Here is a 24,532-nt window from a genome sequence, read left to right as displayed (position 1 = left end):
GCAAGAATTAAGCAGTTAATTCTTTTACAGCGCCAACAACAGCTTCAGTAGTAATACCAAAGAATTGGAATAAATCTTTGGCTGGTGCAGACTCACCATAAGTCGACATACCAATAACTTTGCCGTCTAAACCTACAAATTTCCACCAGTAATCTACATGTCCAGCTTCAACTGCAACACGTGCACGGATATTTGATGGTAATACCGCTTCACGATATGCAGCATCTTGCTTCACAAATTCTTCCGCACATGGCATAGACACTACACGTACACCATCAAGTTGTGCATATGCTTCCATCGCCAATGAAACTTCTGAACCAGTCGCGATGATGATCGCTTTTAATTCGCCTTTTTCTTCAGCCAATACATAACCACCTTTCACGACATTCTCAATCTGAGCTTGAGTACGTATTTGGAATGGTAAGTTTTGACGAGAGAAAATTAACGCTGTAGGACCTTCGTTACGTGTTAAAGCAGATTTCCAAGAAATAGACGCTTCAACTGTGTCACATGGACGCCATGTATTTAAATTTGGTGTACCGCGTAAAGAAGCAATTTGCTCAACAGGTTGATGCGTTGGACCATCTTCACCTAGACCAATTGAGTCATGAGTATAAACATGGATCACACGTTGTTTCATCAATGCAGACATACGAACTGCATTACGAGCATATTCCATAAACATAAGGAAGGTTGCTACATAAGGAATGAAACCACCATGCAATGCTACACCATTGGCAATTGCAGTCATACCAAACTCACGCACACCATAATGTACGTAGTTACCCGCAGGATCAGACTCAACCCCTTTCGCACCTTTCCAAAGTGTAAGGTTTGAACCCGCCAAGTCAGCAGAACCACCTAAAATTTCAGGTAGTAAAGGTGCAAATGCTTGAATCGCATTTTGGCTTGCTTTACGTGTTGCAATGGTTTCACCTTTAGCATTCACTTCAGCAATATAAGCATCTGCTTGTGCCAAAAATTCTGCAGGCAAGTCACCATTCACACGGCGTTTTAACTCAGCCGCTTCTGTTGGGTATTTTGCAGCATAGGTTGCAAAAATGTCATTCCAAGCAGCTTCAGAAGCTGAACCTTTTGCTTTTGCATCCCAAGCTGTATAAACATCAGCAGGAATAACAAACGGCTCTTCTTTCCAACCCAATGCTTCACGAGTTAATGTAATTTCATCATTACCTAGTGGCGCACCGTGGCAATCTTCTTTACCTTGTTTGTTTGGCGAACCTAAACCAATAATCGTTTTACAGATAATCAAAGTAGGTTTCGAGCTTTCTGCACGCGCAGCAACTGTTGCAGCACGAATTGCATCTGCATCATGACCGTCTGCACGAAGTACTTGCCAACCATAAGCTTTAAAGCGTTCTTCTGTATCGTCAGAGAACCAGCCTTCTACTTCACCATCAATAGAAATACCGTTGTCATCATAATAAACAACGAGTTTTCCAAGACCTAATGTTCCAGCAAGTGAACATGCTTCATGGGAAATACCTTCCATTAAGCAACCATCACCCAAGAAACAGTAAGTGAAATGATCTACAACTTGAATATCTTCTTTATTGAATTGTGCCGCTAAAGTTTTCTCAGCAAGTGCAAAACCTACAGCATTGGCAACACCTTGACCAAGTGGACCTGTTGTCGTTTCAATCCCTGGTGCATAACCTAATTCTGGGTGACCAGGAGTTTTAGAATGTAATTGGCGGAATTGTTTAATATCTTCAATAGAAAGATCATAACCAGTTAAATGAAGCAAAGCATATTGCAACATTGAACCATGGCCATTTGACAATACAAAACGGTCACGGTTTGCCCATTGTGGATTGCTTGGATTATGGTTTAAAAATTCACGCCATACGACATCAGCGATATCTGCCATCCCCATTGGAGCACCTGGATGTCCAGAATTAGCTTTTTGCACAGCATCCATAGCCAATACACGAATTGCGTTAGCTATACGACGTTCATTCAGCGGGGTTGTCATAAATCAGAGTCCAATAAATTAAAATATAGGAAGATGAATAGAAAATTCAAAAACTGGGATGTATTGTCTTAAAAAAAGCGATCAGGGTAAAGACTTAAGTCTATATTTATCCGCTTAGGTTGCAAATTAATTAAAAAATATACCGAATAGTCTTAAATCAACGTTAAAAACGGTCTTTTTTCTTATTCACATCGAACATCTCAACATCAGCAAAACAAATTTGATTATGTTTAAGCGATGCATTTACATTCGGATATTCTTTCACCACCCTATTCAGTCTAAATATTGAAAATTTCATGCTGATCAATATTCAATAGAACAAGATCTTGCTAAAGCGTTTCACGCGATAAAAAGTCATGATAACTTGAATGCAAATCGCCCTGCTTTTGCAAATTTTCCAAGAAACAGGACTCAATCGTAATCTTTTATCAATTTTTCTAATGAGCATATCAATTAAAAACACATGAAAATGAATTTAATTCATGCATTTTAGTCAGGTAATGCTAGTCCTCAGGCTGAAGTCGATGTAACATATTGCGTCTTTATAAATTACTGTGATAGGACTTTCATGCGCGAGTATGCTGTTTTTACTTCGGAATCTGTGAGCGAAGGCCATCCAGATAAAATGGCTGACCAAATCAGTGACGCTATCTTGGATGCAATCTTAAAAGAAGACCCATACGCTAGGGTTGCATGCGAAACATTAGTAAAAACTGGTGCAGTCGTTCTTGCAGGTGAAATTACAACGACTGCAAATGTCGATTTTGAAACTATTGTCCGCAATACCGTAAATGGAATTGGCTATCACCATACCGATTTAGGTTTTGATGGTTCAACTTGTGCTGTGATTAACATGGTGGGTAAACAATCACCTGAAATTGCACAAGGTGTAGACCGTCAAAAACCAGAAGACCAAGGTGCAGGTGACCAAGGTTTAATGTTTGGTTATGCAAGCCGCGAAACTGATGTGTTGATGCCAGCACCGATTTCATATGCGCATCGCTTAATGGAAAAACAAGCTGAATTACGTCGTAACGGCGCACTACCGTGGTTACGCCCAGATGCAAAAAGCCAAGTAACATTTGCCTATGAAAATGGTAAACCTGTTCGCCTAGATGCAGTTGTTCTTTCAACTCAGCACGATCCTGAAATTTCACAAGCCAATCTGAAAGAAGCTGTGATTGAAGAAATCGTGAAAAAAATCATCCCTGCTGAAATGTTCCATGCGGGTACTAAATTTCACATCAACCCAACTGGGTTATTTGTGATTGGTGGTCCAGTGGGTGACTGTGGTTTAACCGGTCGTAAAATCATTGTAGATACTTACGGTGGTATGGCGCGTCATGGTGGCGGTGCTTTCTCGGGTAAAGACCCATCAAAAGTTGACCGTTCTGCTGCTTATGCTGGCCGTTATGTTGCAAAAAATATTGTTGCAGCAGGTTTGGCGGATAAATGTGAAATTCAAGTGTCTTATGCAATTGGTGTTGCTGAGCCGACTTCGATTTCGATCAACACATTTAATACAGGCAAAGTATCTGATGAATTGATTATCCAATTGGTTCGTGAGCATTTTGACTTACGTCCATACGGTATCACTCGTATGCTTGACCTAATTCAACCAATGTATAAGCAAACTGCTGCTTATGGTCATTTTGGTCGTGAAGGTTCAGATACTGCATTTACTTGGGAAAAAACAGATAAAGTTGAAGCGCTTAAAGCTTCTGCAAATTTGTAATTCTAGCCTAAGATCTAAATTTGAAAAAAAGCTCGCATATGCGAGCTTTTTTATTGAATTAATGTTATCGGGATGAATACCTCAAAATTTTTCCTCCTCTACTCCACTGAATATCTATATCTTAAACATCTTATCGATATTTATAGCTTTAAAACACATCTAATGGTTTGTTTATTTTAATCATTAGCATGATCTAATTTTATTGTTCTTCAAAGCCCAATCAAACCTTTACACAATTCAACCAATCATTTACAGCACTTATTGACCACCTGATTTAGCATCTGGCTGTAACACACTCAATAAAGAAACTTGCGCTGGCGTTTCTGTATTGTGATTTTGCAAATAAATATGTCCCACTTTAAACGTTACTGCTGCAATCAAACAAGCAGCCAGACAAAACGTCCATAATCCATATGGGCTTTTAATATGTTGAGAGCCACATTTTGGACAAACTTTTTGTGTTGAACTGACCGCTTCATCACAACAAGCACAATGATATTGTAGAATCATATTCAGATCTCCTTTTATGGCGCTATTATTGTTTTTAATTATTACACTACAATTATATCCATATATGTAATGCAAAAAATCTGTTTCTTTTTTTAGTGTACATGATTCGTATCTTTTGACAAGACAAATTTGTTTCAATATATTCTCATATAAATTCAATAACTTAACTCCATATACTAAAAATAATTGATTATAAATCAACACCTATCAAATTGTGGATCATTCATTCAATATTCTGTATTACATTGATTCAAGCTATAATCTGTAAAGTGAAAGATATTGTTTTGGAGATTATTTTGGTACAGCTGATTAAAAAAGGCGGTTTAAGAGAACGTGCAAATCGCAGTCGTAAATACACGCAATCTGAAAATAATATTAAAACCTTAGATCCACATCGCTATACCACCCAAGATCAAAACCACAGTCGCAATGATCAACAGTCACAAGAACAGCCTTTAATTCCTCAACAACATCCTGACCACTAAAACATCTTCAAGACATCGACCCAAAGGAAAATGGCAAATAATAAGAAAAAGCTTCCTGAAACAATATCGATATAACTTCCTGATTTTTGATAAATGCGCTTAATTTTAGGAATTGACATGATCATCATCAACAGGCTGAAAACTAAAAATGTTTGAATGGGAATAATCACTGCCAATTGCGGCTTTAAATTTGCACCTGCTGTTGAACTCAATGCCAATGAAAAAACACTACTGAAATAAATCACAATCTTAGGATTAGCTAAATTGGTATAAAGCCCCAATAGAAAATAGTTTTTAGGGGGCTGCTCGATCACGCCATCTAAATTGGTATTTTGTTTAAGTGTTGCAATGCCGCCTCTCAACATTGCATAGCCCATTTTGGCAAGGAACAGGCCTCCGATCAGCATCAAGACTTGTTGAATCCACGGCCATTGTTCCAATAAAACCGTAAAACCAAGCAAAGTTAAAGCAACCCATACCACCACACCAGCAGAGATGCCTAGAATAATTTTTAAAGTATTGGCACGTGTTGTCGATGCTGAGCTTTTAGCGACAAGTAATACATCTGGACCAGGACTCAACTGTGCAACAAAGTGTAGTGCACAAATGGTCAATAACATCGACATAATAAAATCTTAGAAATTGTGACTCAGTGATTATATCGTTTGATCAAAAATATGTTTAAGAAATTATGCTTGCTTTAGGGTTTGTTGACATTTCATAAATGGCTTGCGTTGTAGGTTAAAATTGAGCAGGCAAGGCAGGAAACGAAGAGAATAGTGAGACTATTTTCGAGTTTCATAACGAAGGCTGAGATAATTTTAGCCACAACCCTTCGGGACTAGCGTGTTTTTTGCCGCTACTTTGTTACGAACTACTTATTTAGAATGACTAAATTTCGTATTTCGTGCCTAGTATCGCCTAAAAAACACACGTAGTCGCAAACGTAGACGAATTGTCAACAGACCCTATGATTTCAGGTATAAAAAAGCCGAATCATTGATTCGGCGTTCTATTCAACATCGTAGAATGTATTTTACTTTTTATTTACATCTTTCAATTCAATTTGTTTATGCTGCGGTTCAACTTCATGCGCTTCACCATCAATAATGGTTGAATCACGATGTTGCCCACCAGATTGCTGGTTTTGCATATCCTGCATTTGACGCATCAAATCTGCAAATGGGTTTTGACCTTGAGCACCACCCATGTCCCCCATTCCACCCATCATATTGTTCATCATGGCTTGTTGCTTTTTCGCCATATATTTCATACCTGCATTTTTAATTGCATTCTGTACAGGTGGAAGAATAACCAGTAGCGCCAAGACATCGGTGATTAAACCTGGAATCATCAACAAAATACCCGCAAATGCTGTCGCCATTTTTTTGGCAATTGCAGGATCATTCCCCATCATTCCTGTCATTTGCATTTGTTGTAATTGCGGCATAATTGTTGCGGTACTTGAACGCAACAAGTTTAAACCAATTATAAAAGCAATGATAAACCAGAAAAATACGTACCAACCGCTAATGAACTGGGCTACACCAATCCAAACAGCAATTTCAACAATCGTACCAATTAAAATAATAGGAAAAAGTTTCATCGAAACAAGGCATCTCAAAGATAAATTAAAAGTGAGCTTGAAAATTCACATATAAAAACAATGAATTTCGTTGCTTCTATCATTTATATGGGCAGTTAAAAATTTTTAAAGGGTAATTTTGTGTTCTGACAGCGATTTTATTTATTTGTGCGATTTATTGACTGAGGTTTTATAAATAATGAGCACCTTAGCGCTGTGCTTAAGGGAAATAATACTGTTGTGTACTTTGATTATACAACTAAGTTAAAATTTTACTTACAATTCATTTTTAGAATCATATAATTGAAGCAAGACTTACGATAAGCAGTATTATGCCTTTAATTATTGGAATTGACCCCGGTTCACGCTTAACAGGTTATGGCATCATTGAAAAAGATGGTCAAAAACTTACTTTTGTTGATGCTGGTACAATTCGCACTGAAACAACAGAAATGCCTGAGCGACTCAAACGAATTTTTGCTGGAGTTGAACGTATTGTTCAGTTTCATGGCCCTACAGAAGCTGCTGTAGAGCAAGTATTTATGGCACAAAACCCTGATTCTGCTTTAAAACTTGGACAAGCGCGTGGCGCGGCAATTGCAGCGTTGGTCAATTTAGACTTACAAGTTGCAGAATATACGGCTCGTCAAATTAAACAATCTGTTGTGGGCTATGGTGCTGCAGACAAAGAACAAGTTCAGATGATGGTGATGAAGTTACTTAACTTATCAATCCAACCCCAACAAGATGCTGCCGATGCACTCGCTGCAGCAATTTGCCATGCCCATGCTTCTGGCAGTATGAGCAAATTAGCTGTACTGAATGCTTTAGGCGGTATGGCTCGTGGGCGGAGTCGCAATAGTAGTCGTCGACGTTAATTTATATACACCACCAAAACGCCTCGCTCTACCCATGTCAAAGTCCAAGCTATTGCAATCATAAAAAAGCTATCGCAATTACCAAGGTGATCTGAAAGGTTTTTTATTTATTGAGATGGTAGAGCCCATCTCAAGTTAAATAAGGCAAAGTATCTTTTCGAATCTCACGAATACTGGGCTGCTTTGTATAGGTTGCAATTAACATTTTCCCAGAAGTTCTTAGATTTTTCTTCTGTTCTGAATCAACACGAATCAACACCAACTCTTCAGGGATACGTGGATTACTCCCTTCTCGACAAATTATGAAATTTTGATTCCGTTCAAGAATGGTATAGTTTGGAAATTCCTTTTGTAACTTTGCTTTGAATGACAAAGACTTATCTTCTTTTTTCCCACTATCGAGTTGGGTATAAATAATCAATACCAAACACGCAGCAAATACAATTCCAACAACTAAATATTTATCAATCATGTAATTTCACTCGAATATACTTCTGCTGTTTTTCATTATACTGATAAACATGGGTTTCATTTATAGGCACAATTTTAGCAATATCACCAACATAAATTTGTTGCGTACCAGAATAGTGAATTTCAATATCATACAAACCATCATGCTCAGTGCTTAAAAAACGATAATCAGCTTGTGTATTGTAGATTTTATCACTTCCTGTCACTTCATTGTCATTCCCAATTTCTGCAACTTCCAATTTGACCATTACAGGGTTTTCATCAAATGGGACGATATAAAGCGTGCTAGTTGAATAGCCTTGTCGACTATACGCTTGTTCTTCGACATAGCCTTTTATTCGCGGACCAATTTTTCGAATATTTTTAACTATATTTTCAGTCGGATAAGGCAAATAATTAAAATCTGCATTCATCCAACTATTTTCATCCTGACTCTGGCTCACTAACTCAAATTGACCTAAAGCATTTTTCTTAAATAGGTAGATTTTAGTAAATGTTGCGCATACACCACAAAAGTTTAGTAATTCATTATTTTTATCTATCGAAACTTCTGTTGTACTTATAAGATAGCGCAACTCATTTTGAGCATTTTGATAAGCACTCGCAGGACTAAATACAATCACAGCATCATCACGATCAAAGACATGGGTATATTCGGCATTTTTAATCCCGACATACTGTATATTGCTCTGATCTAATTGAGGGATTTTGACATATTGGATCTGTTTTTGATAAAAAGATTTCATCACAGTTTTAAAGTCCAAATCTTTTAAAACAATCTTATTCTTATTCGTCACAGCGTCTACTGGTTGTGCGACAAGCTCAGTATGAATACCGCACATCAAAATACAGCTTAATAAAATTTTGTTGATCATCATGGGTAATATTGATTTATATCAGTATGTGGTTGCTATTCTAAATGATCTCTTTAACGGATCATCTTAAAATCAGTATAGTCTAAATCATGATTCAGGTTTTGTTGTTCAATACTAGTAACATCAGCACGTAAAGGCCCAACATAGCAATGACGAATCAAACTTAAAATCGCTTGTTCATCTCCGACCACAACAGCTTCAACCTCGCCTGTAGTTAGATTTTTCACATAGCCTTTTAAATTCAATTGTAAGGCTTCTTTTTCAAACCAACGACGATAGCCTACAGCTTGAACTTTACCACGAATTAACAATTTTACCGCTTTCATCACATACTCACTCCTGACAATGAATGATTGACCACATAATACACAGCATCACGCATTTGCTGGGCCTGTAAACCACGCATACCGTTTTTTGCGAGCCTATCACCTGCCAAAGCATGTAAGGTGACAATTTCATGTAAGTGAATATTTTCATCAAATTGTGCTTTTAAACTGGCAATCATTCCTGCAAGAACATCTCCCATCCCACCAGTGCCCATGCCTGCATTCCCCGCAGTACAGATCCATAGATGCTTTTCTAAAATCAAACTTCCAGAACCTTTAAGTACCCATTGTCCTGAATATTTTTGCTGAAGTTTTTGAATCGCAGCAATACGATCATTTTCAATCTCTGCCACTGAGCAATTTAATAATTTAGCAGCCTCACCTGGATGAGGCGTCAGGTAAGTTCGTTGATTGAGTTGAACAACTTGTTCAGCTAAAAACCACAAAGCATCAGCATCTAAAACCACTTGCAGCTGTGGGGTTAAATGAATGGGTGAAAACCATTTTGAAAATTGTTGTTTCGCCCAAGCACCACGCCCTAAACCCATTCCAAAACTGACAGCATCCACATGGCTTAATAAATTTTGAATATCCACATCAGTTAAAGCGTTGATATCTCTCAGCATGATGTTAGGAGAGCGTGCCAGAATTGCAGTGTGATGTTTGGCATGACACACTACCGTAACTTTTCCAGCACCCGCACTAAATGCAGATTCAGCAGCTAACATGACTGCACCGCCCATCTCTGCATGCCCACCGACCACCAAAACATGCCCATAACTGCCTTTATGACCGAACGCTTGGCGTTGTGGTAATTGAATCTGGGTGGGTGACAACTGTGCGACCGCTTTTAATTGTGGGTCTATAGGAACAATTGAAATGAGCTCAATTTGCCCCGCATATTCACGACCCTGTCCAGTAAACAAGCCTGCTTTAAGGCCTAAAACAGTCAATGTTTGATCTGCTTTTACTGCTACAGGTAAAGGTTGTCCTGTATTGGCATTTAAACCACTTGGAATATCAATGGCTACTTTTAAACCTGATTGGGCATTATAGTGTTGAATAATCGCTTGTAATGCACCGTCCAAATCACGGTTTAAACCAATACCAAACAGTGCATCAATATGACAATCAAAGCGCTTTTCGATATTAAAATGTGGGTGGATTTTAATTTTATCTTTCTGTACTAACTCAATTGCCGCCTTTAACTGCTGAGAATGCCCTGCTTCAGTTGCAAATATTTCGACTTGATAACCGTATTGATGCAAATAATGGGCAACACAATAGCCATCACCTGCGTTATTTCCGGCACCGCACCACAGCGCAACAGTGGTAATTGGGGGAGAAGCTTGTTGAAACAAAATATTTAAGCGTTGCGCAATCGACCAAGCCACCTGTTGCATTAAACCAAAAACGCTATTTTGCTGAGCAAACCAACGCGCTTCCCATGCTTGTATTTCACGGCTGTGATAAACTTGCTGATGCATCATTCTGTCCTTTTCTTCTCACTATTTTATAGCGCATTGATTCATTATGTCGGCAACTTTAACTTCGCAATCCATTCCCTTGCAACAGCTTGATCTTCAAGAACTAAAATCTTGGATCAAACAACAGGCTTTGCAACTAGGCTTTGCTGATTGTGTCATTGCTCGTCCTGATGCTCAAGCTGAATTACCACGATTTAAAGAATATTTAAAACGCGGATACCATGGCGATATGAAGTTTTTAGAAGAAAATTTAGAAAAAAGAGCGGATCCTACACTACTGGTTCCAGGCACAAAAAGTATCATCTGTGTACGAATGAATTATTTGGTGGAAACACCAAAACCGCGTTATGTACCAGATGAGCCCAATGCAGCAATTATTGCCCGTTATGCACGTGGACGTGACTATCATAAAATCATGCGTGGTCGGCTAAAAACCTTGGCAACCCTCATTAAAGAAAAAGTTGGTCCGTTTGAATCCCGCCCCTTTGCCGACTCAGCGCCGGTGTTTGAAAAATCACTGGCAGAAAGTGCGGGGATGGGATGGACCGGTAAACATACTTTATTGATTCATAAAAAATCGGGTTCTTTTTTTGTTTTAGGTGAATTATTTACTTCACTTGATTTGCCCTTTGATGAACCAGCAACGCATCATTGTGGTTCATGCTCAGCCTGTATCGATATTTGCCCAACTCAAGCGATTGTTGAGCCGTATATGCTGGATGCGCGCAGATGTATCGCCTATTTAACCATCGAATATAAAGGAATCATTCCTGAAGAGTTAAGACGTGGTATTGGTAACCGTGTTTTTGGCTGTGATGACTGTCAACTGATTTGTCCTTGGAACAGTTTTGCCAAAAAAGCTTCGATTGAAGACTTTAACCCACGTCATAGCTTAGACCATATTAACTTATTGGATTTATGGCAATGGGATGAACAAACCTTCCTCAATTGTACTGAAGGTAGCCCCATCCGACGTACAGGCTTTCAAAGCTTTATGCGCAATATTGCAATTGGCTTAGGTAATGCACCGTATTCAGCTCAAATTATTGCAGCATTGACCCAAAATAGAGCCTTACATGATGAAGTTGTGCAAGTCCATATTGATTGGGCTATTACCGAGCAAAACGCTAAACAACACCAAATTTCAGCCCATTGATGCCCTTAAATTGTTCCAAGTGATAATTTTCAGATCGTTGCAAAGTTCGTAATTTTTGAATATTTTAATGACCAATACACTGAAGTTAATAAAAACTAAAGTTAAAATTTTGTGAGTAAATCACAAGGAATGTGGTTAACTTTGCAACTATATTTATAATTTTAGTTTTCTATACTCTTGATCTTTTTAATCGTAAGATACCATCGTATTTGGACTTTTTTGCCCTATGGAATTGGCATGAATTATGTATTATATACAGAGATAGATAATGATTATCATGGATTTAATTAATGACAGTACGTAATGACTGGGCTCGTGAAGAAATTCAAGCTTTATATGAACAGCCTTTTTTAGACTTAGTTTTCAAAGCACAGCAAACTCATCGTGAACACTTTGATGCCAATACCATTCAAGTCAGTACTTTACTTTCAATTAAAACTGGTAAGTGTCCTGAAGATTGCAAATATTGTTCGCAATCTGCACGCTATGATTCAAAATTAGAAGCTGAAAAACGTATTGCAGTTGATAAAGTGATCAGTGAAGCAAAAGAAGCCATTGAATCAGGCTCTTCACGTTTTTGTATGGGTGCAGCATGGCGAAACCCACATGAGCGTGATATGCCTTATGTCCTCGAAATGGTGCGCGAAGTTAAAGCATTAGGTTTAGAAACCTGTATGACACTGGGTATGCTTAACCAATCACAAGCTGAACGTTTACATGCAGCAGGTCTAGATTATTACAATCATAACTTAGATACATCTCGTGAATACTATTCACATATCATCAGCACCCGTACTTTTGATGATCGCTTAGACACCTTGGATCATGTCCGTAATGCGGGGATGAAAGTCTGTAGTGGCGGTATTGTTGGATTGGGTGAAAATCGTAATGATCGTATTGGTTTATTACATGAATTAGCAACCTTGCCTGTTCATCCTGAATCTGTACCTATCAACATGCTTGTCCCAATCGAAGGTACGCCACTTGCAGATGTTGAAAAACTTGATGTAACAGAATGGATTCGTACGATTGCGGTTGCGCGTATTATCATGCCACACAGCTATATCCGTCTTTCTGCTGGACGTGAATCTCTCACAGACTCAGATCAAGCTTTAGCCTTTATGGCCGGTGCAAACTCGCTATTTAGTGGTGAAAAATTATTAACCACACCAAATGCTGGTGAAGGCAAAGACAAACAATTGTTTAATAAGCTAGGTCTAAAAGCAGAAAAAGCCAAGCCAACCGTGGCTGAGCTTTCTGTCGATGCGATGGCGAGTTAATTTAGCGTTTTTTCTAACACCACTTGAGATCAAGTGGTGTTAGCACTTCCCAGCTAATTCTTTTTATTATCATTTCTATGATTACTTTTTCTACGACTCACTTTACCCTTGTTAAATAATCATCACACTGTTCTTTTTCTGCATTTGATCTACGATATCATCTGTGGCAAAGCCAAGTCGCCAATACAGCAATTGCAGTACATCTAATTCATCTTGGGTAATAATTCGATCATTCCACAAACAAATTTCAGCCACACCCAAAATACTGAGGCGATCACGTAATAATAATCCTGCGATATCATTTAATATTTCACCCAAATCAATAGGTTCATCTGAGATTTCTTCAAACAGTTCTAACTCATCCTTAGACAAAACTCGTTCTAAAATCTCATAGCGCACATCAAGCTGATTGGCACTGTTAATTTGCTGTACATGCAGCAAGGCATCAATCAAGCGCACAATTTGTGGCTTCACCGTTTCCAAGGATGACGGTGTATGCATCGGCAACAAATGCAATTCAGCTTTTACACGCTCAATCAGCAATGCATCCAACAAACCAATCTCACCATCTTCTTGAATAATTTTCGCAAGCTTGGTGACAAATTGACGTGCACTGGTCGCAGGCATATTACCAAGGTTTTCACAGGCATCATGGAAAATTTGAATATGTACCCGACCATCTAAATTTAAAAGTGAGTCAATAATGGCACGACTTACCTCCGCATCAGACGGAATAAACTCGCGATACTGTCGAATCATTAAGATGGCGACCATTACCTCACGAGAACCCGTTGCCGTTTGCATAGCACGCTGAATCAAGTCTGAACGCTCAATTTGACGGCGTACTTCTGGATTTAAAGGTTTAATTGCATCGTTTAAGGCAAAACTAATTGGGGATAAGCGTAATAAAGGTAAAGGCTGTGGAGATACCCACGGGTTATAAACGTCCCCTGTTGATTCTTCCAAAGGGCGTAACAAACTAAATAAAGGCTGACTACGTAATTTTTTTAAATTTTCCAGCTGTAGATCCTGTAACAGTGTCGGATTTAACTCATAAATACGGTCTTCAATACTTGGATGGATATTTAACCAACTTTGCGGACTTAAGGAATTGGCAAAACACATATGCGCAATGGCTTCGGAAAACTCACTATGAATTTGTGAGCCTGCATGATGGACATAGATACGTAATAAGGTTTGTACATTGGCATTATTGAGCAATAATTTTTTAGTTTTATAATCGTTATAAAAAGTACGCCCACCTAAAGTGAAATATTTAATCAAACGATTAATTAAAATCCCCATACTGCCGAGTAGCCAAATCACCCCCCCCACTGCGACAAAACTGGTTTCAAATTTATGCTGATTTCCCTTGGCGTTATAACGATTAAAGCCCTGTTTTGCGATTTTACTTCCCAGCTGGCTAAAGGTAATTAAACCACTATATAAAATTTTAAGTCGGGTATTTTCTCGTGCTTCACCGGATAGAATTTGATTAAACTCATGCCCCAATAAACCATAAAGTTCTAATTCATCCAGATTCTGTAATGCGCCCCAGGTCAAGATAATCACCGTATCTCTTGGATGAAACCCAGCAGTTAAAGCATTAACCCCAACTTCATCTGGCAATACATACAATGTAGGAGCATCAATCTCAAAAGTCTCTGCAAATTTATCTGCGAGTTTTAAGGCCACACTTTCTTCCGGAGTGCTTTCAATTTGACTTAAACGACGGGCTTTTAATTGCTTTGCAAGTGAGTGACCACCTGTACGGAACACATAAAATTCATATGCGATTGACCAACCGATGATGACAATGATCAAACCGACACAGTAAGGACTGAGGATATTCCACCAGATCTCTTGATCTGGATCCACATAGTGAACCAGCAATCCTAAAACAGTATTTAGAATAAAAATGGTCAAAATGACCGCAAGTAAGCAAATACTTGCAGACCACAACATATTCTTGTTTTTTATCAAATAATGGCTGACATCTTTCAATGTAAAATTCCTCATTACATTGCAAAATACTATAAATGAAAAAAGCGGGAACTTCCCGCTTTTTCTCAATGTAAATCAAAGTTGCTTACATTTCTTCTTTGATACCGCTTAAATCCACAGATGCTGCATCGATATTGACATCAATATAACCATCTTTTTCTTTTTTCGCAGTATCACTACGACTTTGCTCAAGATCAGTTAAATATTGCTCATCAATATCGCCTGTAACATAAACACCGTCGAATACTGAACAATCAAAATCTTGAATGACAGGTACTTTACTGGTTCTTACTGCCGCTTTTAAATCATCCAAGTCTTGGAAGATTAAACGATCAGCACCAATAATGTCCTGAATTTCCTCAACACTACGATGTGAAGCAATCAACTCTGCTTTTGCTGGCATATCAATACCGTACACATTTGGATATTTCACCATTGGTGCAGCAGAAGCAAAATAGACTTTTTTCGCACCCGCATCACGTGCCATTTGAATGATTTCATTACAAGTGGTACCACGTACAATCGAATCATCAACCAACAAAACGTTCTTACCTTTAAACTCAAGCTCTACAGGGTTGAGTTTTTGACGAACAGATTTGGTACGTTGTTGCTGACCCGGCATAATAAAGGTACGACCGATATAACGGTTTTTCATGAAACCTTCACGGAATTTCACACCCAACATATTCGCCAATTCTAAAGCAGAAGTACGGCTCGTATCTGGAATTGGAATTACCACATCGATGTCATGCATATCACCCCATTCACGAAGAATTTTCTTCGCAAGGGTTTCACCCATTTTCAAGCGTGCTTTATATACCGAAATACCATCGATGGTTGCATCAGGACGCGCAAAGTACACATATTCAAAAATACATGGGCGGTAACGCGAATTTGCCGCACACTGTTGTGAAAAGAACTCACCTTTTGAATTGATAAAGATCGCTTCACCAGGCTCAATATCACGTTCTACTTTAAAACCTAACGCGGTAATCGCAACAGATTCAGAAGCGATAATATATTCTGTTTCACCATTTTCAGTTAAACGTGAACCATAGATCAGTGGACGAATACCATTCGGATCACGAAAACCTACGATACCATGCCCTGTGATCATTGCAACGACACCATAAGCACCTTTACAACGCTCATGTACACGTTTAACTGTATGAAAAATATCTTCAGGCATTGGCGTTAATGATGCACATTTTTGCAATTCATGAGCAAAAACGTTTAGCAATACTTCTGAGTCTGAGTCCGTATTCATATGACGTAAGTCAGTTTTGAATAAGTCATCGTGAATATCAGCCGCATTGGTTAAGTTACCATTATGCGCCAATGTAATCCCATAAGGTGAGTTTACATAGAAAGGCTGCGCTTCCGCACTACTTGAAGAACCAGCAGTTGGATAACGCACGTGACCAATACCATAGTTACCGAGTAATGCGCGCATGTGGCGAGTATGAAATACATCACGTACCATACCATTATCTTTTCTTAGAAAAAGACGTCCATTATGACAAGTCACAATCCCAGCCGCATCTTGCCCACGATGTTGTAACATCGTCAACGCATCAAATAACATTTGGTTTACAGGTGCTTTACCTGCTATACCAACGACTCCACACATAACTACCTCGCAGACCAGCTAGGACTAATAAAACGGATTCTTTGTCGAATGTGCTGATTTTTCATCGCTTTGAGTATCCGATGATCGATCAGCCTTAGTTACAGAAGTATCATCGGAACGATCTTCTGAATGTATATGATGTAATGCTTCATTTGCAGCATCTTTAGAGATTTCAGATGCCAAAGGTGCAAATGGTAACAGCGTCTGAATGAATTTGGATTGTTTCCACGTTGGAGAACTTTCAACCCACGGTCCCAAACCTTGCATAGTAATGAGGACGATGAACAAACCTTTCAAGGTCCCTAAAGCACTTCCAGCTAAACGATTTAACGGCCCGAGTTTTAAAGTTTTTAAAATCTGATTGAGTAAGGCGGTGACAATCCATGTTAAAACAATAATGACCAAGACAATAAAAGCAAATGCAGCAATTTTCTGCACTACAGGATCCTGACTGAGTGCAGACATTGAAGGTGCGATGATATTGGCATATTTAGCACCGACAATCAGTGCAAAAATCCATCCTATCAAGTTCGCAAAGGCTTTCACGAATCCTTGTCGCAAACCGTTTAGCCCTCCAATGAGCAATAGAATCAGAATAATAATGTCTAAGGTATTCATATTTTAAATCATAGCGTCAACACAGTCTTTAATGAGTGTAGGACCTGTATAGATCATACCACTATAAATTTGGACTAAGCTTGCACCGGCTTGTTGTTTTGCAACAGCTTGTTCACCAGATAAAATTCCACCAACACCAATCAAAGGAATTTTACCTTGTAAAATTTTTGAAAAAGCCGCCAAACATGCCGTGCTCTTTTCAAATACGGGCGCACCTGATAAACCACCCGCTTCATCACCAAATGGTAAACCGTCAACACCCTCACGGGATAATGTTGTATTGGTCACGATCAATCCATCAATTTTAAACTGCAACAATTGTGATGCAATAAATTCGATATCTGAAGCTTCTAGATCTGGTGCAACTTTCAACACTAAAGGAACATAGTGCTGCAATTCTTCTGCCAACTCTAACTGACGTTTTTTGAGTGTTTCCAAAAGTTCAGTGAGCGCATGACCACTTTGTAAAGAACGTAAATTCTTGGTATTTGGAGATGAGATATTAACAGTAATATAAGATGCGTAGTTATAAACTTTTTCAAGACAAACTAAATAATCAGAAACTGCATCTTCAACTGGTGTTGTGGCATTTTTACCAATATTGATACCAAGAATGCCTTTAAATTTTGCGGCTTTAACATTCTCAACCAATTGATCCACACCATCATTATTAAACCCCATACGGTTAATAATTGCTTTGGCTTGAGGAATACGGAAAAGGCGTGGCTTGGGATTGCCCTCTTGTGGCTTAGGCGTAATGGTTCCAATTTCAATAAAACCAAATCCTAAACCCGCTAAGGCATCGATATAAGCGCCATTTTTATCCAGTCCCGCTGCTAAACCAACTGGATTTGGAAACTCAATTCCCATGCAAGTGACTGGTTTGGCAGCAACAGTTTGACGAATCGCCCCCATTTTATGGGCAGATTTAAGCATGGATAATGTGAGTTCATGTGCACGCTCTGGTGCTAAAGAAAACAACAAAGGGCGAGCAAGTGAATACATCATAGCTACAAAAGTCTACTGCTTTTTAAGTTGCCATATTATAGGCACAGTATGTTGAAAAGGCTATGCTTGAACTGTGTTTATTTTCACTACTACTGTACCGTCGCTGTTAATTTAATCTGCCCACCTTCTTTGGCTAACTCCATCTTTTCCAAACTCACCCCCATTTGGGCAATTTGGGTTAAAAAGTTAGCTAAAACCGCATAGTTTTGATGTTGTGCAATAATCTGAAATTGCTCACCCACTTGCTGCGAGGCAACCGAAAGCCCTTGTTGTTGTGCCACACGCTGAATTTTATCTGCAGTGGTTAAGGCCAAATCATCTGCGGGCTTCATGGTCACTACATTACTCTGCATCCACACCACAAGATCTTTCATCTGATTTAAACGTGCTTGCTGTTTTTCGGCAGCTTTATGGGTGTACCACAACGCCGCACCCACAATTGCCACAATGACAAAAATCGTGGTGAAAATAACCATGACACGTTCACGTGGAGATATTTTTTCTAAATTCTCTGCGATTTTCTCAGACCATACATCCAGTCGATTTTGCACATTTTCCATTGTTTTCATTATTGTATCTTCACCAAACCAACGACAGATGCACCTTGCGTCTGAACATTGCCTAATTCTGCTTTAAAGCCTTGTTGATTCAGTTGCGTCACCAAGGTTTGTAAGCCTTCAGCATTTTTCGCCACCAGATCCATATTTAACACTGCTGTATCATAATTTACACGACTGGCAATAATCTGATGCTGCATTAAAATTGGCCCAACACGACTGAGTAATTGTAAAGCTTGGGTATTTGCACTCTGACTCAGTGCCAATTTATTTTTAAACTGACGTTCTACAGACTCTTCTGTAATCCGCTGCTCATTTGGAAACCATTTTTTGTACTGATCCACTGCAATCAAAGCAGTTTGATCTGCAACTTTCTTCAGTTTAATCCAACGCAAAGCATCGTAACTCAATTGCGCAATGATCAAAACAACCACCAAAACTGCACAGGCTTGCCAATAACGAGAAACACCTTGATTGGCTTGCTTGGCTTTTGGCAATACATTATAAGGATGTAGTTTCGGTTTTTTGATTTCACTAAATTGATAATCAAAAGGCTCTCGCTGATCCGCTGCAGCAATGGCAAATAAGCTGACAGCTTGCTCATCTGTCAATCCGCTATATAAATAGCTTTTCTCACGATCAGCGAAATCCAAATATACATTCAGATCATCAATCGAATTACCCAGAAACTCACTTTCTCGAACCAATAATTGCCCGTTAACATTGGCCAAAATCGTCTGTCCGACTTCTGGTACAGGCAGCATCAAAAAGTCAGGTAATAAAGAGACAATTTTTAACGGAATCAATGACAAGGAATGCTGCATTGTGGTGACAGCATATTGATGAATCCCCAATATTGAAACCTGATCGGGTTGTTGAAAGTGTGAAAACACTTTCATCTGATCAATCGGCAAAATCACATATTCTTCTAATAAATATTTGACACCATCTACACCCAATTGTTTATATTGAGTTTTACTGAATTTCTGTTGAAGAATTTGCACTTCACGACTTGGGAAGAAAACCACAGCTTCTTCACCTTGGTAAAGTTTAATATCTTGTATTAATTGTTCTAGGCTCGAAGATTTAGTCCAATCACTTCCTCGAGACCACTGCCAAACCCCATTGGCTTCAGGCATCCATAAGTACAACATTTATCGTTTTCTGCCGTTAAGTTCTTTTAACAATGCTTTTATACAGTTGGAATAAAGGCTTTATCTTGTGTAGATAGACCATTTGCAATCACAGTTTGCTCATAAATACGAGCCTCTGCCAAGGCAAAAGGATTAAAATGCTCATGTGTCAGTTGTTCTGCAATATGTGCCACAACATTCATATGACATACCACCACAATACGTTCAAATGGCAATTGTGACAACCATTCGATTGCTAATTTTGCATCATCATCTGGCTTTATTTTGTCACAGACCAATACAGATACATTCGGGAAGTGAGTCTGTATGTGCGCCAATGTTTCTTGTGCTCTCAATAAAGTGCTGACAACAAATACATCCGGCTGTACGATTTCTTTTAAAAAATTAGCCGTTTGTTGTGCTTGTAAATGCCCACGTTGTGTTAAAGGCCGTTTACTGTCCACCCCATTGACGGGTGGAGCTGCTTCACCATGACGCACCAAAGTCAGTTGCATAAGATTTCCTTTTTAATACTGCACTGATTATAACGAGGCTTTGTTACAAATCCATCTCTAAAGTTTTGAATATTGTGCCAACAACTCACGATTAAACTTCGTTATGCGGAAGCACAAACTCTACATCACTACGATGCCCATTCTTCATCAAAGAAACGGCAATATTCAGTGGCGGCGCACCTTCAAAAATAACTTCATACAATGCAGTGGTAATTGGCATATAGACATCCAACTCCTTTGCACGTGCATTGACTTGTACAATAGTGTTGATCCCTTCAGCAGTTTGCCCCAATTCAGAGGTTGCTTGTTCCAGTGTCTTTCCAGAACCTAAGGCAAAACCAACTTGATAATTTCGGCTCAACGGGCTGTTACAGGTTGCGAAAAGATCACCCACACCAGACAAACCTAAGAATGTTAAAGGATTTGCCCCCAACTTAACTGCAAAGCGGCTCATTTCAGCCAAGGCACGGGTTAAAATCATACTCTTGGTATTTTCACCAACTTTATAAGCAGCAGCCATTCCCATTGCAACAGCATAAATATTTTTAAGTGCTCCACCCAGCTCAACACCATGTACATCGTCACTGCCAAACACTCGAAACAATGCACTATGTAGTGCTTGTTGTACGGCATAACGTACTAATTCACTATCACTGGCAATCACTGTACCTGCTGGTTGTCCTGCAACAATTTCTTTGGCTAAGTTAGGTCCTGAAAGAACACCATAAGGAACTTCAGGAAGCTCTTCACGAATGATGTCACTCATAAAGCTAAAGGTTTTTGCTTCGATGCCTTTGGTTAATGAAACAACAGCTTGTGCACTAATAAACGGTTTAATTTGACGTAAAACATCACGAAAAGAATGGCTTGGGATTGCCACCAGAATAATATCGCGATCACGCACTGCATCTTCTAAATTTGACTCAGCACGTAAACCCGTCTCCAATTGAAAATCAGGTAAATAGCGTTTATTGACATGAGTCGCATTAATTTCAGCTGCGATACTTTCATCGCGAATCCAAATCATGGTGTCACAACCATTACGTACTGCTGTATTTGCCATTGCTGTACCGAAACTACCACCACCCAGTACAGTCACACGCAACGCTGTTTTCTGACCCAATACAATAGGTTCAACTAAATCTTTAAATTGTAAATCCGACATTTATTGTTATCCTAAAATGCTTATCCTAATAACCCGATGCTTTTCAACCTGAAAATATCAATAACTTTTTGATTCAAGCTTGCCAAAAATGAACATATTGTGTTGTTTCAATCTCTGCACGTGGGGCAATTGCTTTTGCCGCTGTGCCAATATAAATAATGCCTGAAATTAAATCTCGTTCAGCTAAACCCAGTGCTGATTTTAATAATTTAGATTCAACAACCGCCCCACTCCGCCACATGGTTGCGAAACCTTGTGCCTGCATCGACAATAAAAAGTTTTCAATTGCAGCCCCCGAACTCAGTGTTTGTTCAAAAAAAGGTACTTTAGGATGATCCTGAAATTTAGTCACGGCAAGCACTAATATAGGTGCTCTAAAAGGATGAAGTTTTACCCGTTCAACTTGGGCTGGATCTAATTCACCTAAGTCAGCAATAGATTGTGCCAGTAATGCACCAAATGCTTCACGTTGCTCAACATCCACGACAATAAATTGTGTGGGTTTTAAACGATGATGATCGGGTGCTGTTAAAGCGGCTTTAAATGCAATATTCAGTTGTGCGTGTGAAGGTGCAGGTTCAACCAAATGACCAATCGATTGACGTTGATGAATATTGTCATGTACTGCTTTGAAGTTTAAATCTGACATTGACCTATCTATTATCTGGTTAATTTCACTTGTTTCAAGATTAGCATAATCTAAAATCATTAAGCTATCTCCGACAAAATTTACTTGGCATCTGTCAATATTACATACAACTTATTGTTAGGTTATCAATGAGCATGATTGCTCACAAAAAATGCCTTGAAAACCTTTTGGCTTCGAAAATAAAGCAAAATCATCAATAAACTTAAAAAAAACTGCAAAATTTATACATGTTTCTCAATATTTAGCCCACATTCTATGCTCAAATTATAACTAATTTAAAAGCAGTATCTTTTTAATTTTTAGTACAGGAATTTGAGAATCAATATGAATAAATTAACAACGATCACTTTACTTGCTAGTTCAGCGTTACTCTTCACTGCGTGTGCATCAAATCCAACACAAACTTTAGCGATTCAAAAAGCAGATAACCAGTATGAAGTCACTGGCTTAGGTAAAGACCAAATTACCGCAAAAAATAATGCCATTACTGCAGCAAACAAGGCTTGCGGTAAAAAAGGTGCGCCAGTGTTAGTAGATGAAAAAACTGAATACCATGGCAGTTTAAAAGGTGTGGTCGATGAACAGACTGGAAAAATGATCACTGCAGCAGCCGGTGTATTAGGTTCAGTAATGGGCAAAAACTACGGTATTGAAAAAGATACGGACTATCAAACAACACTAACCTTTAGCTGTAAAGCAAGTTAATCCGTTTAGCCTTCTAAACTAAAAATAGCCAATAAAAAACCCACTTTAAATAAGTGGGTTTTTTAAACACAATTCGATAAAGAAACAAAAAACTTAGCAATAACCATCTAGTCGCGTTAAAGGCAATTTTTGCCCAATCGCTTTCTCAATAGTCGGTAAATTAAATGCATCATCTTCAGACAAGAAACTAATACTTACACCCTGTGTACCTGCACGACCTGTACGACCAATACGATGTACATAATCATCTGACTGTTCAGGTAAAGTGAAATTCACCACATGAGATACGCCATCAACATGAATACCACGACCCGCAACATCAGTTGCAATCATAATATTATGTTGACCATTTTTAAATTGATCTAACATTTTCAAACGTTTATCTTGCGCTATTTCACCTGATAGCATCACCACCTTATAACCATCTGCTTTTAAATGATCATAAAGTTTGCGTACTTGATCACGGCGATTGGCAAAGATCATCACTTTTTCAATGGGTTCATCTGCCAAAATTTCGCGCAATAAGCGATATTTATCTTTCTTTTCGACCACATACACACGCTGTTCAACATCAGCATTGGTTTTCTTTTCAGGCTCGATTTCTACTGTAACTGGCTCACATAACCATTGTTGGGCAAGATTGAGAACATCATAGCTAAATGTTGCTGAGAACATTAAGGTTTGACGTTGCTCTTTACGTGGCGAAAAACGCACAATCCGTTTAACTGATGGGATAAAGCCCATGTCTAATAAACGGTCAGCTTCATCAATCACTAAAAATTCAATTTGATCTAACCAAACTTCTTTTTGTTCTGTGAAATCAATTAAACGACCAGGCGTTGCCACTAAAATATCAACAAAACCTTGATCCAGTTGTTTTCTTTGCTTATCAAAATCTACGCCGCCAACCAAAGTCACGACATTTAGATTGGTATATTTGACCAAATCTTTTGCATCATTTTCAATTTGAATTGCAAGTTCACGTGTTGGCGCAAGAATCAATGCACGTGGTTCACCACGGAAACGTTGTTCTTTAATTGGGTTCGTGAGCAAATCATTAATAATACTGACTAAAAATGCCGCTGTTTTACCTGTGCCGGTTTGAGCACGACCAATTGCATCATGACCTGCTAAAGTATATTTCAATACTTTTTGCTGAATTGGGGTCATTTCTTTAAACCCTAAAGCATCAATCGCTTGTTTAAGTTGCGGATGTAAATTAAGGGTTTCGAAACCTGATGACATAAATACGAGCTCTAACTGTAGACACTTTTAATTGCGCCCATTATAAACAAAAAACGCCCCAATTTATAAGAAATTGGAGCGCCACTTAAATTTTAAAAATTTAAGATTAGTCTAAAGGCTGAACTTCTTCAGCTTGAAAACCTTTTTGACCTTGCACAACACTGAATTCAACGCGTTGACCGTCACGAAGTGAACGATGACCGTCACCTTGAATAGCACGGAAATGAACGAATACGTCATCACCGCCTGCGCGTTGGATAAAGCCGAAGCCTTTAGTGTCGTTGAACCATTTAACTACGCCTTGTTCACGAGCTGTCATAAGTTAATCCTCAGTTATTAAGAAAAAGGGACCACCCGGTGTTGCAAACAGCAGAGCAAACAAAGTTTTAAAATATTTTCTAATTTCAAAGCTTGTAATCATTCTGTAAAACTATTAACAAAATCCCGGTTACATCCATCTTGTAATAGGGTTTCAAAACAAGAATTGTTTCTGATAAATCCTAAATACGCAACGAGCTT

25 protein-coding genes are annotated in these 24,532 nt (G+C 38.7%); 6 read left to right on the top strand and 19 right to left on the bottom strand.

The genetic code is table 11. The annotated features are described in order from the left end of the window. Window positions 1-7 precede the first annotated feature (7 nt). On the bottom strand, window positions 8-1,996 hold the full coding sequence (tkt, locus tag CQZ96_RS00740) for a transketolase (RefSeq protein WP_105713710.1): 1,989 nt from the start codon (window positions 1,994-1,996) through the stop codon (window positions 8-10). 568 nt (window positions 1,997-2,564) lie between these two features. Here tkt and metK point away from each other — a divergent pair. Further along, window positions 2,565-3,731: a methionine adenosyltransferase gene (gene metK, locus CQZ96_RS00735; protein ID WP_004719464.1), complete on the top strand. Its 1,167-nt coding sequence runs from the start codon at window positions 2,565-2,567 to the stop codon at window positions 3,729-3,731. A 258-nt stretch (window positions 3,732-3,989) separates the two neighbouring features. Here the strand turns inward: metK and CQZ96_RS00730 are convergent, their stop codons facing one another. Beyond that, entirely contained in the window at window positions 3,990-4,241 is a 252-nt protein-coding gene (locus tag CQZ96_RS00730; RefSeq protein ID WP_004719463.1) for a hypothetical protein, read from the bottom strand. A 296-nt stretch (window positions 4,242-4,537) separates the two neighbouring features. Between CQZ96_RS00730 and CQZ96_RS00725 the strand changes: the two genes are divergently transcribed. Further along, window positions 4,538-4,726, top strand: a complete 189-nt coding sequence (locus CQZ96_RS00725; RefSeq protein ID WP_056512843.1) for a hypothetical protein — start codon at window positions 4,538-4,540, stop codon at window positions 4,724-4,726. Here CQZ96_RS00725 and CQZ96_RS00720 read toward each other — a convergent pair. Both CQZ96_RS00720 and CQZ96_RS00715 read right to left on the bottom strand, forming a co-directional pair. After that, window positions 4,723-5,352, bottom strand: coding sequence for a LysE family transporter (locus tag CQZ96_RS00720; RefSeq protein WP_056512737.1), 630 nt, complete (start codon window positions 5,350-5,352; stop codon window positions 4,723-4,725). The two genes, CQZ96_RS00725 and CQZ96_RS00720, sit on opposite strands and share 4 nt — an antisense overlap. Before the next feature lie 410 nt (window positions 5,353-5,762). After that, window positions 5,763-6,332, bottom strand: coding sequence for an FxsA family protein (locus tag CQZ96_RS00715; protein WP_105713711.1), 570 nt, complete (start codon window positions 6,330-6,332; stop codon window positions 5,763-5,765). Window positions 6,333-6,643: 311 nt separating this feature from the next. Here CQZ96_RS00715 and ruvC point away from each other — a divergent pair, with 311 nt between their 5' ends. Continuing rightward, the gene (ruvC, locus tag CQZ96_RS00710; protein WP_004719459.1) at window positions 6,644-7,189 is read left to right on the top strand and encodes a crossover junction endodeoxyribonuclease RuvC; all 546 of its coding nucleotides are present in this window, start codon (window positions 6,644-6,646) and stop codon (window positions 7,187-7,189) included. Between the two features lie 130 nt (window positions 7,190-7,319). Here the strand turns inward: ruvC and CQZ96_RS00705 are convergent, their stop codons facing one another. The 4 genes from CQZ96_RS00705 to CQZ96_RS00690 are packed head-to-tail and all read right to left on the bottom strand — an operon-like array spanning window position 7,320 to window position 10,348. Next, window positions 7,320-7,661, bottom strand: coding sequence for a hypothetical protein (locus CQZ96_RS00705; protein ID WP_004719458.1), 342 nt, complete (start codon window positions 7,659-7,661; stop codon window positions 7,320-7,322). Next, a complete protein-coding gene (locus CQZ96_RS00700) occupies window positions 7,654-8,538 on the bottom strand; it encodes a hypothetical protein (RefSeq protein WP_105713712.1) in 885 nt (294 codons plus the stop codon). The genes CQZ96_RS00705 and CQZ96_RS00700 overlap by 8 nt, the downstream gene beginning before the upstream one ends. A gap of 50 nt (window positions 8,539-8,588) precedes the next feature. Next, on the bottom strand, window positions 8,589-8,861 hold the full coding sequence (locus CQZ96_RS00695) for an acylphosphatase (protein ID WP_004719454.1): 273 nt from the start codon (window positions 8,859-8,861) through the stop codon (window positions 8,589-8,591). Further along, complete coding sequence (locus CQZ96_RS00690) at window positions 8,861-10,348, bottom strand: NAD(P)H-hydrate dehydratase (protein WP_105713713.1); 1,488 nt, start codon at window positions 10,346-10,348, stop codon at window positions 8,861-8,863. Before CQZ96_RS00690 ends, CQZ96_RS00695 begins: the two co-directional genes overlap by 1 nt. A gap of 46 nt (window positions 10,349-10,394) precedes the next feature. Between CQZ96_RS00690 and queG the strand changes: the two genes are divergently transcribed. Beyond that, complete coding sequence (gene queG, locus CQZ96_RS00685; RefSeq protein ID WP_105713714.1) at window positions 10,395-11,504, top strand: tRNA epoxyqueuosine(34) reductase QueG; 1,110 nt, start codon at window positions 10,395-10,397, stop codon at window positions 11,502-11,504. A 290-nt stretch (window positions 11,505-11,794) separates the two neighbouring features. Next, window positions 11,795-12,784 (top strand): biotin synthase BioB, encoded by a 990-nt coding sequence (bioB, locus tag CQZ96_RS00680; protein ID WP_004719449.1) that lies wholly within the window; start codon window positions 11,795-11,797, stop codon window positions 12,782-12,784. 111 nt (window positions 12,785-12,895) lie between these two features. Here bioB and CQZ96_RS00675 read toward each other — a convergent pair whose 3' ends face one another. The 9 genes from CQZ96_RS00675 to CQZ96_RS00635 all read right to left on the bottom strand — a co-directional run bounded on the left by CQZ96_RS00675 (window position 12,896) and on the right by CQZ96_RS00635 (window position 22,063). Further along, entirely contained in the window at window positions 12,896-14,788 is a 1,893-nt protein-coding gene (locus CQZ96_RS00675; protein WP_004822360.1) for a M48 family metalloprotease, read from the bottom strand. An 85-nt stretch (window positions 14,789-14,873) separates the two neighbouring features. After that, window positions 14,874-16,418: an amidophosphoribosyltransferase gene (purF, locus tag CQZ96_RS00670; RefSeq protein ID WP_056512722.1), complete on the bottom strand. Its 1,545-nt coding sequence runs from the start codon at window positions 16,416-16,418 to the stop codon at window positions 14,874-14,876. 24 nt (window positions 16,419-16,442) lie between these two features. Further along, a complete protein-coding gene (locus tag CQZ96_RS00665) occupies window positions 16,443-17,036 on the bottom strand; it encodes a CvpA family protein (RefSeq protein ID WP_004719444.1) in 594 nt (197 codons plus the stop codon). A 3-nt stretch (window positions 17,037-17,039) separates the two neighbouring features. Further along, on the bottom strand, window positions 17,040-18,044 hold the full coding sequence (locus tag CQZ96_RS00660) for a quinone-dependent dihydroorotate dehydrogenase (protein WP_105713715.1): 1,005 nt from the start codon (window positions 18,042-18,044) through the stop codon (window positions 17,040-17,042). Window positions 18,045-18,133: 89 nt separating this feature from the next. Next, complete coding sequence (gene gspM, locus CQZ96_RS00655; protein ID WP_004719439.1) at window positions 18,134-18,613, bottom strand: type II secretion system protein GspM; 480 nt, start codon at window positions 18,611-18,613, stop codon at window positions 18,134-18,136. Next, window positions 18,613-19,755, bottom strand: a complete 1,143-nt coding sequence (gspL, locus tag CQZ96_RS00650) for a type II secretion system protein GspL (RefSeq protein ID WP_056512716.1) — start codon at window positions 19,753-19,755, stop codon at window positions 18,613-18,615. Before gspL ends, gspM begins: the two co-directional genes overlap by 1 nt. A 38-nt stretch (window positions 19,756-19,793) precedes the next feature. After that, complete coding sequence (gene sixA / locus CQZ96_RS00645) at window positions 19,794-20,249, bottom strand: phosphohistidine phosphatase SixA (protein WP_105713716.1); 456 nt, start codon at window positions 20,247-20,249, stop codon at window positions 19,794-19,796. 91 nt (window positions 20,250-20,340) lie between these two features. After that, complete coding sequence (locus CQZ96_RS00640) at window positions 20,341-21,414, bottom strand: NAD(P)H-dependent glycerol-3-phosphate dehydrogenase (protein ID WP_105713717.1); 1,074 nt, start codon at window positions 21,412-21,414, stop codon at window positions 20,341-20,343. Window positions 21,415-21,487: 73 nt separating this feature from the next. Then, window positions 21,488-22,063, bottom strand: a complete 576-nt coding sequence (locus CQZ96_RS00635) for a nitroreductase family protein (RefSeq protein WP_171287919.1) — start codon at window positions 22,061-22,063, stop codon at window positions 21,488-21,490. A gap of 324 nt (window positions 22,064-22,387) precedes the next feature. On the opposite strand from CQZ96_RS00635, the gene CQZ96_RS00630 reads away from it, so the two are divergent. Further along, window positions 22,388-22,768 carry a hypothetical protein gene (locus CQZ96_RS00630; protein ID WP_004719430.1) on the top strand — a complete coding sequence of 127 codons (381 nt, stop codon included), beginning with the start codon at window positions 22,388-22,390 and terminating at the stop codon, window positions 22,766-22,768. Between the two features lie 93 nt (window positions 22,769-22,861). Here CQZ96_RS00630 and rhlB read toward each other — a convergent pair whose 3' ends face one another. Together rhlB and CQZ96_RS00620 are read right to left on the bottom strand one after the other, a co-directional pair. After that, window positions 22,862-24,013: an ATP-dependent RNA helicase RhlB gene (gene rhlB / locus CQZ96_RS00625; RefSeq protein ID WP_004719428.1), complete on the bottom strand. Its 1,152-nt coding sequence runs from the start codon at window positions 24,011-24,013 to the stop codon at window positions 22,862-22,864. Window positions 24,014-24,119: 106 nt separating this feature from the next. Then, the gene (locus CQZ96_RS00620; RefSeq protein ID WP_004822370.1) at window positions 24,120-24,332 is read right to left on the bottom strand and encodes a cold-shock protein; all 213 of its coding nucleotides are present in this window, start codon (window positions 24,330-24,332) and stop codon (window positions 24,120-24,122) included. Window positions 24,333-24,532 lie beyond the last annotated feature (200 nt).

Source organism: Acinetobacter sp. MYb10, from assembly GCF_002980175.2.
GTDB lineage: Bacteria > Pseudomonadota > Gammaproteobacteria > Pseudomonadales > Moraxellaceae > Acinetobacter > Acinetobacter guillouiae.
The sequence above is the reverse complement of the archived record's forward strand: the minus strand, read 5'-3'. Positions and strand labels throughout refer to the sequence as shown.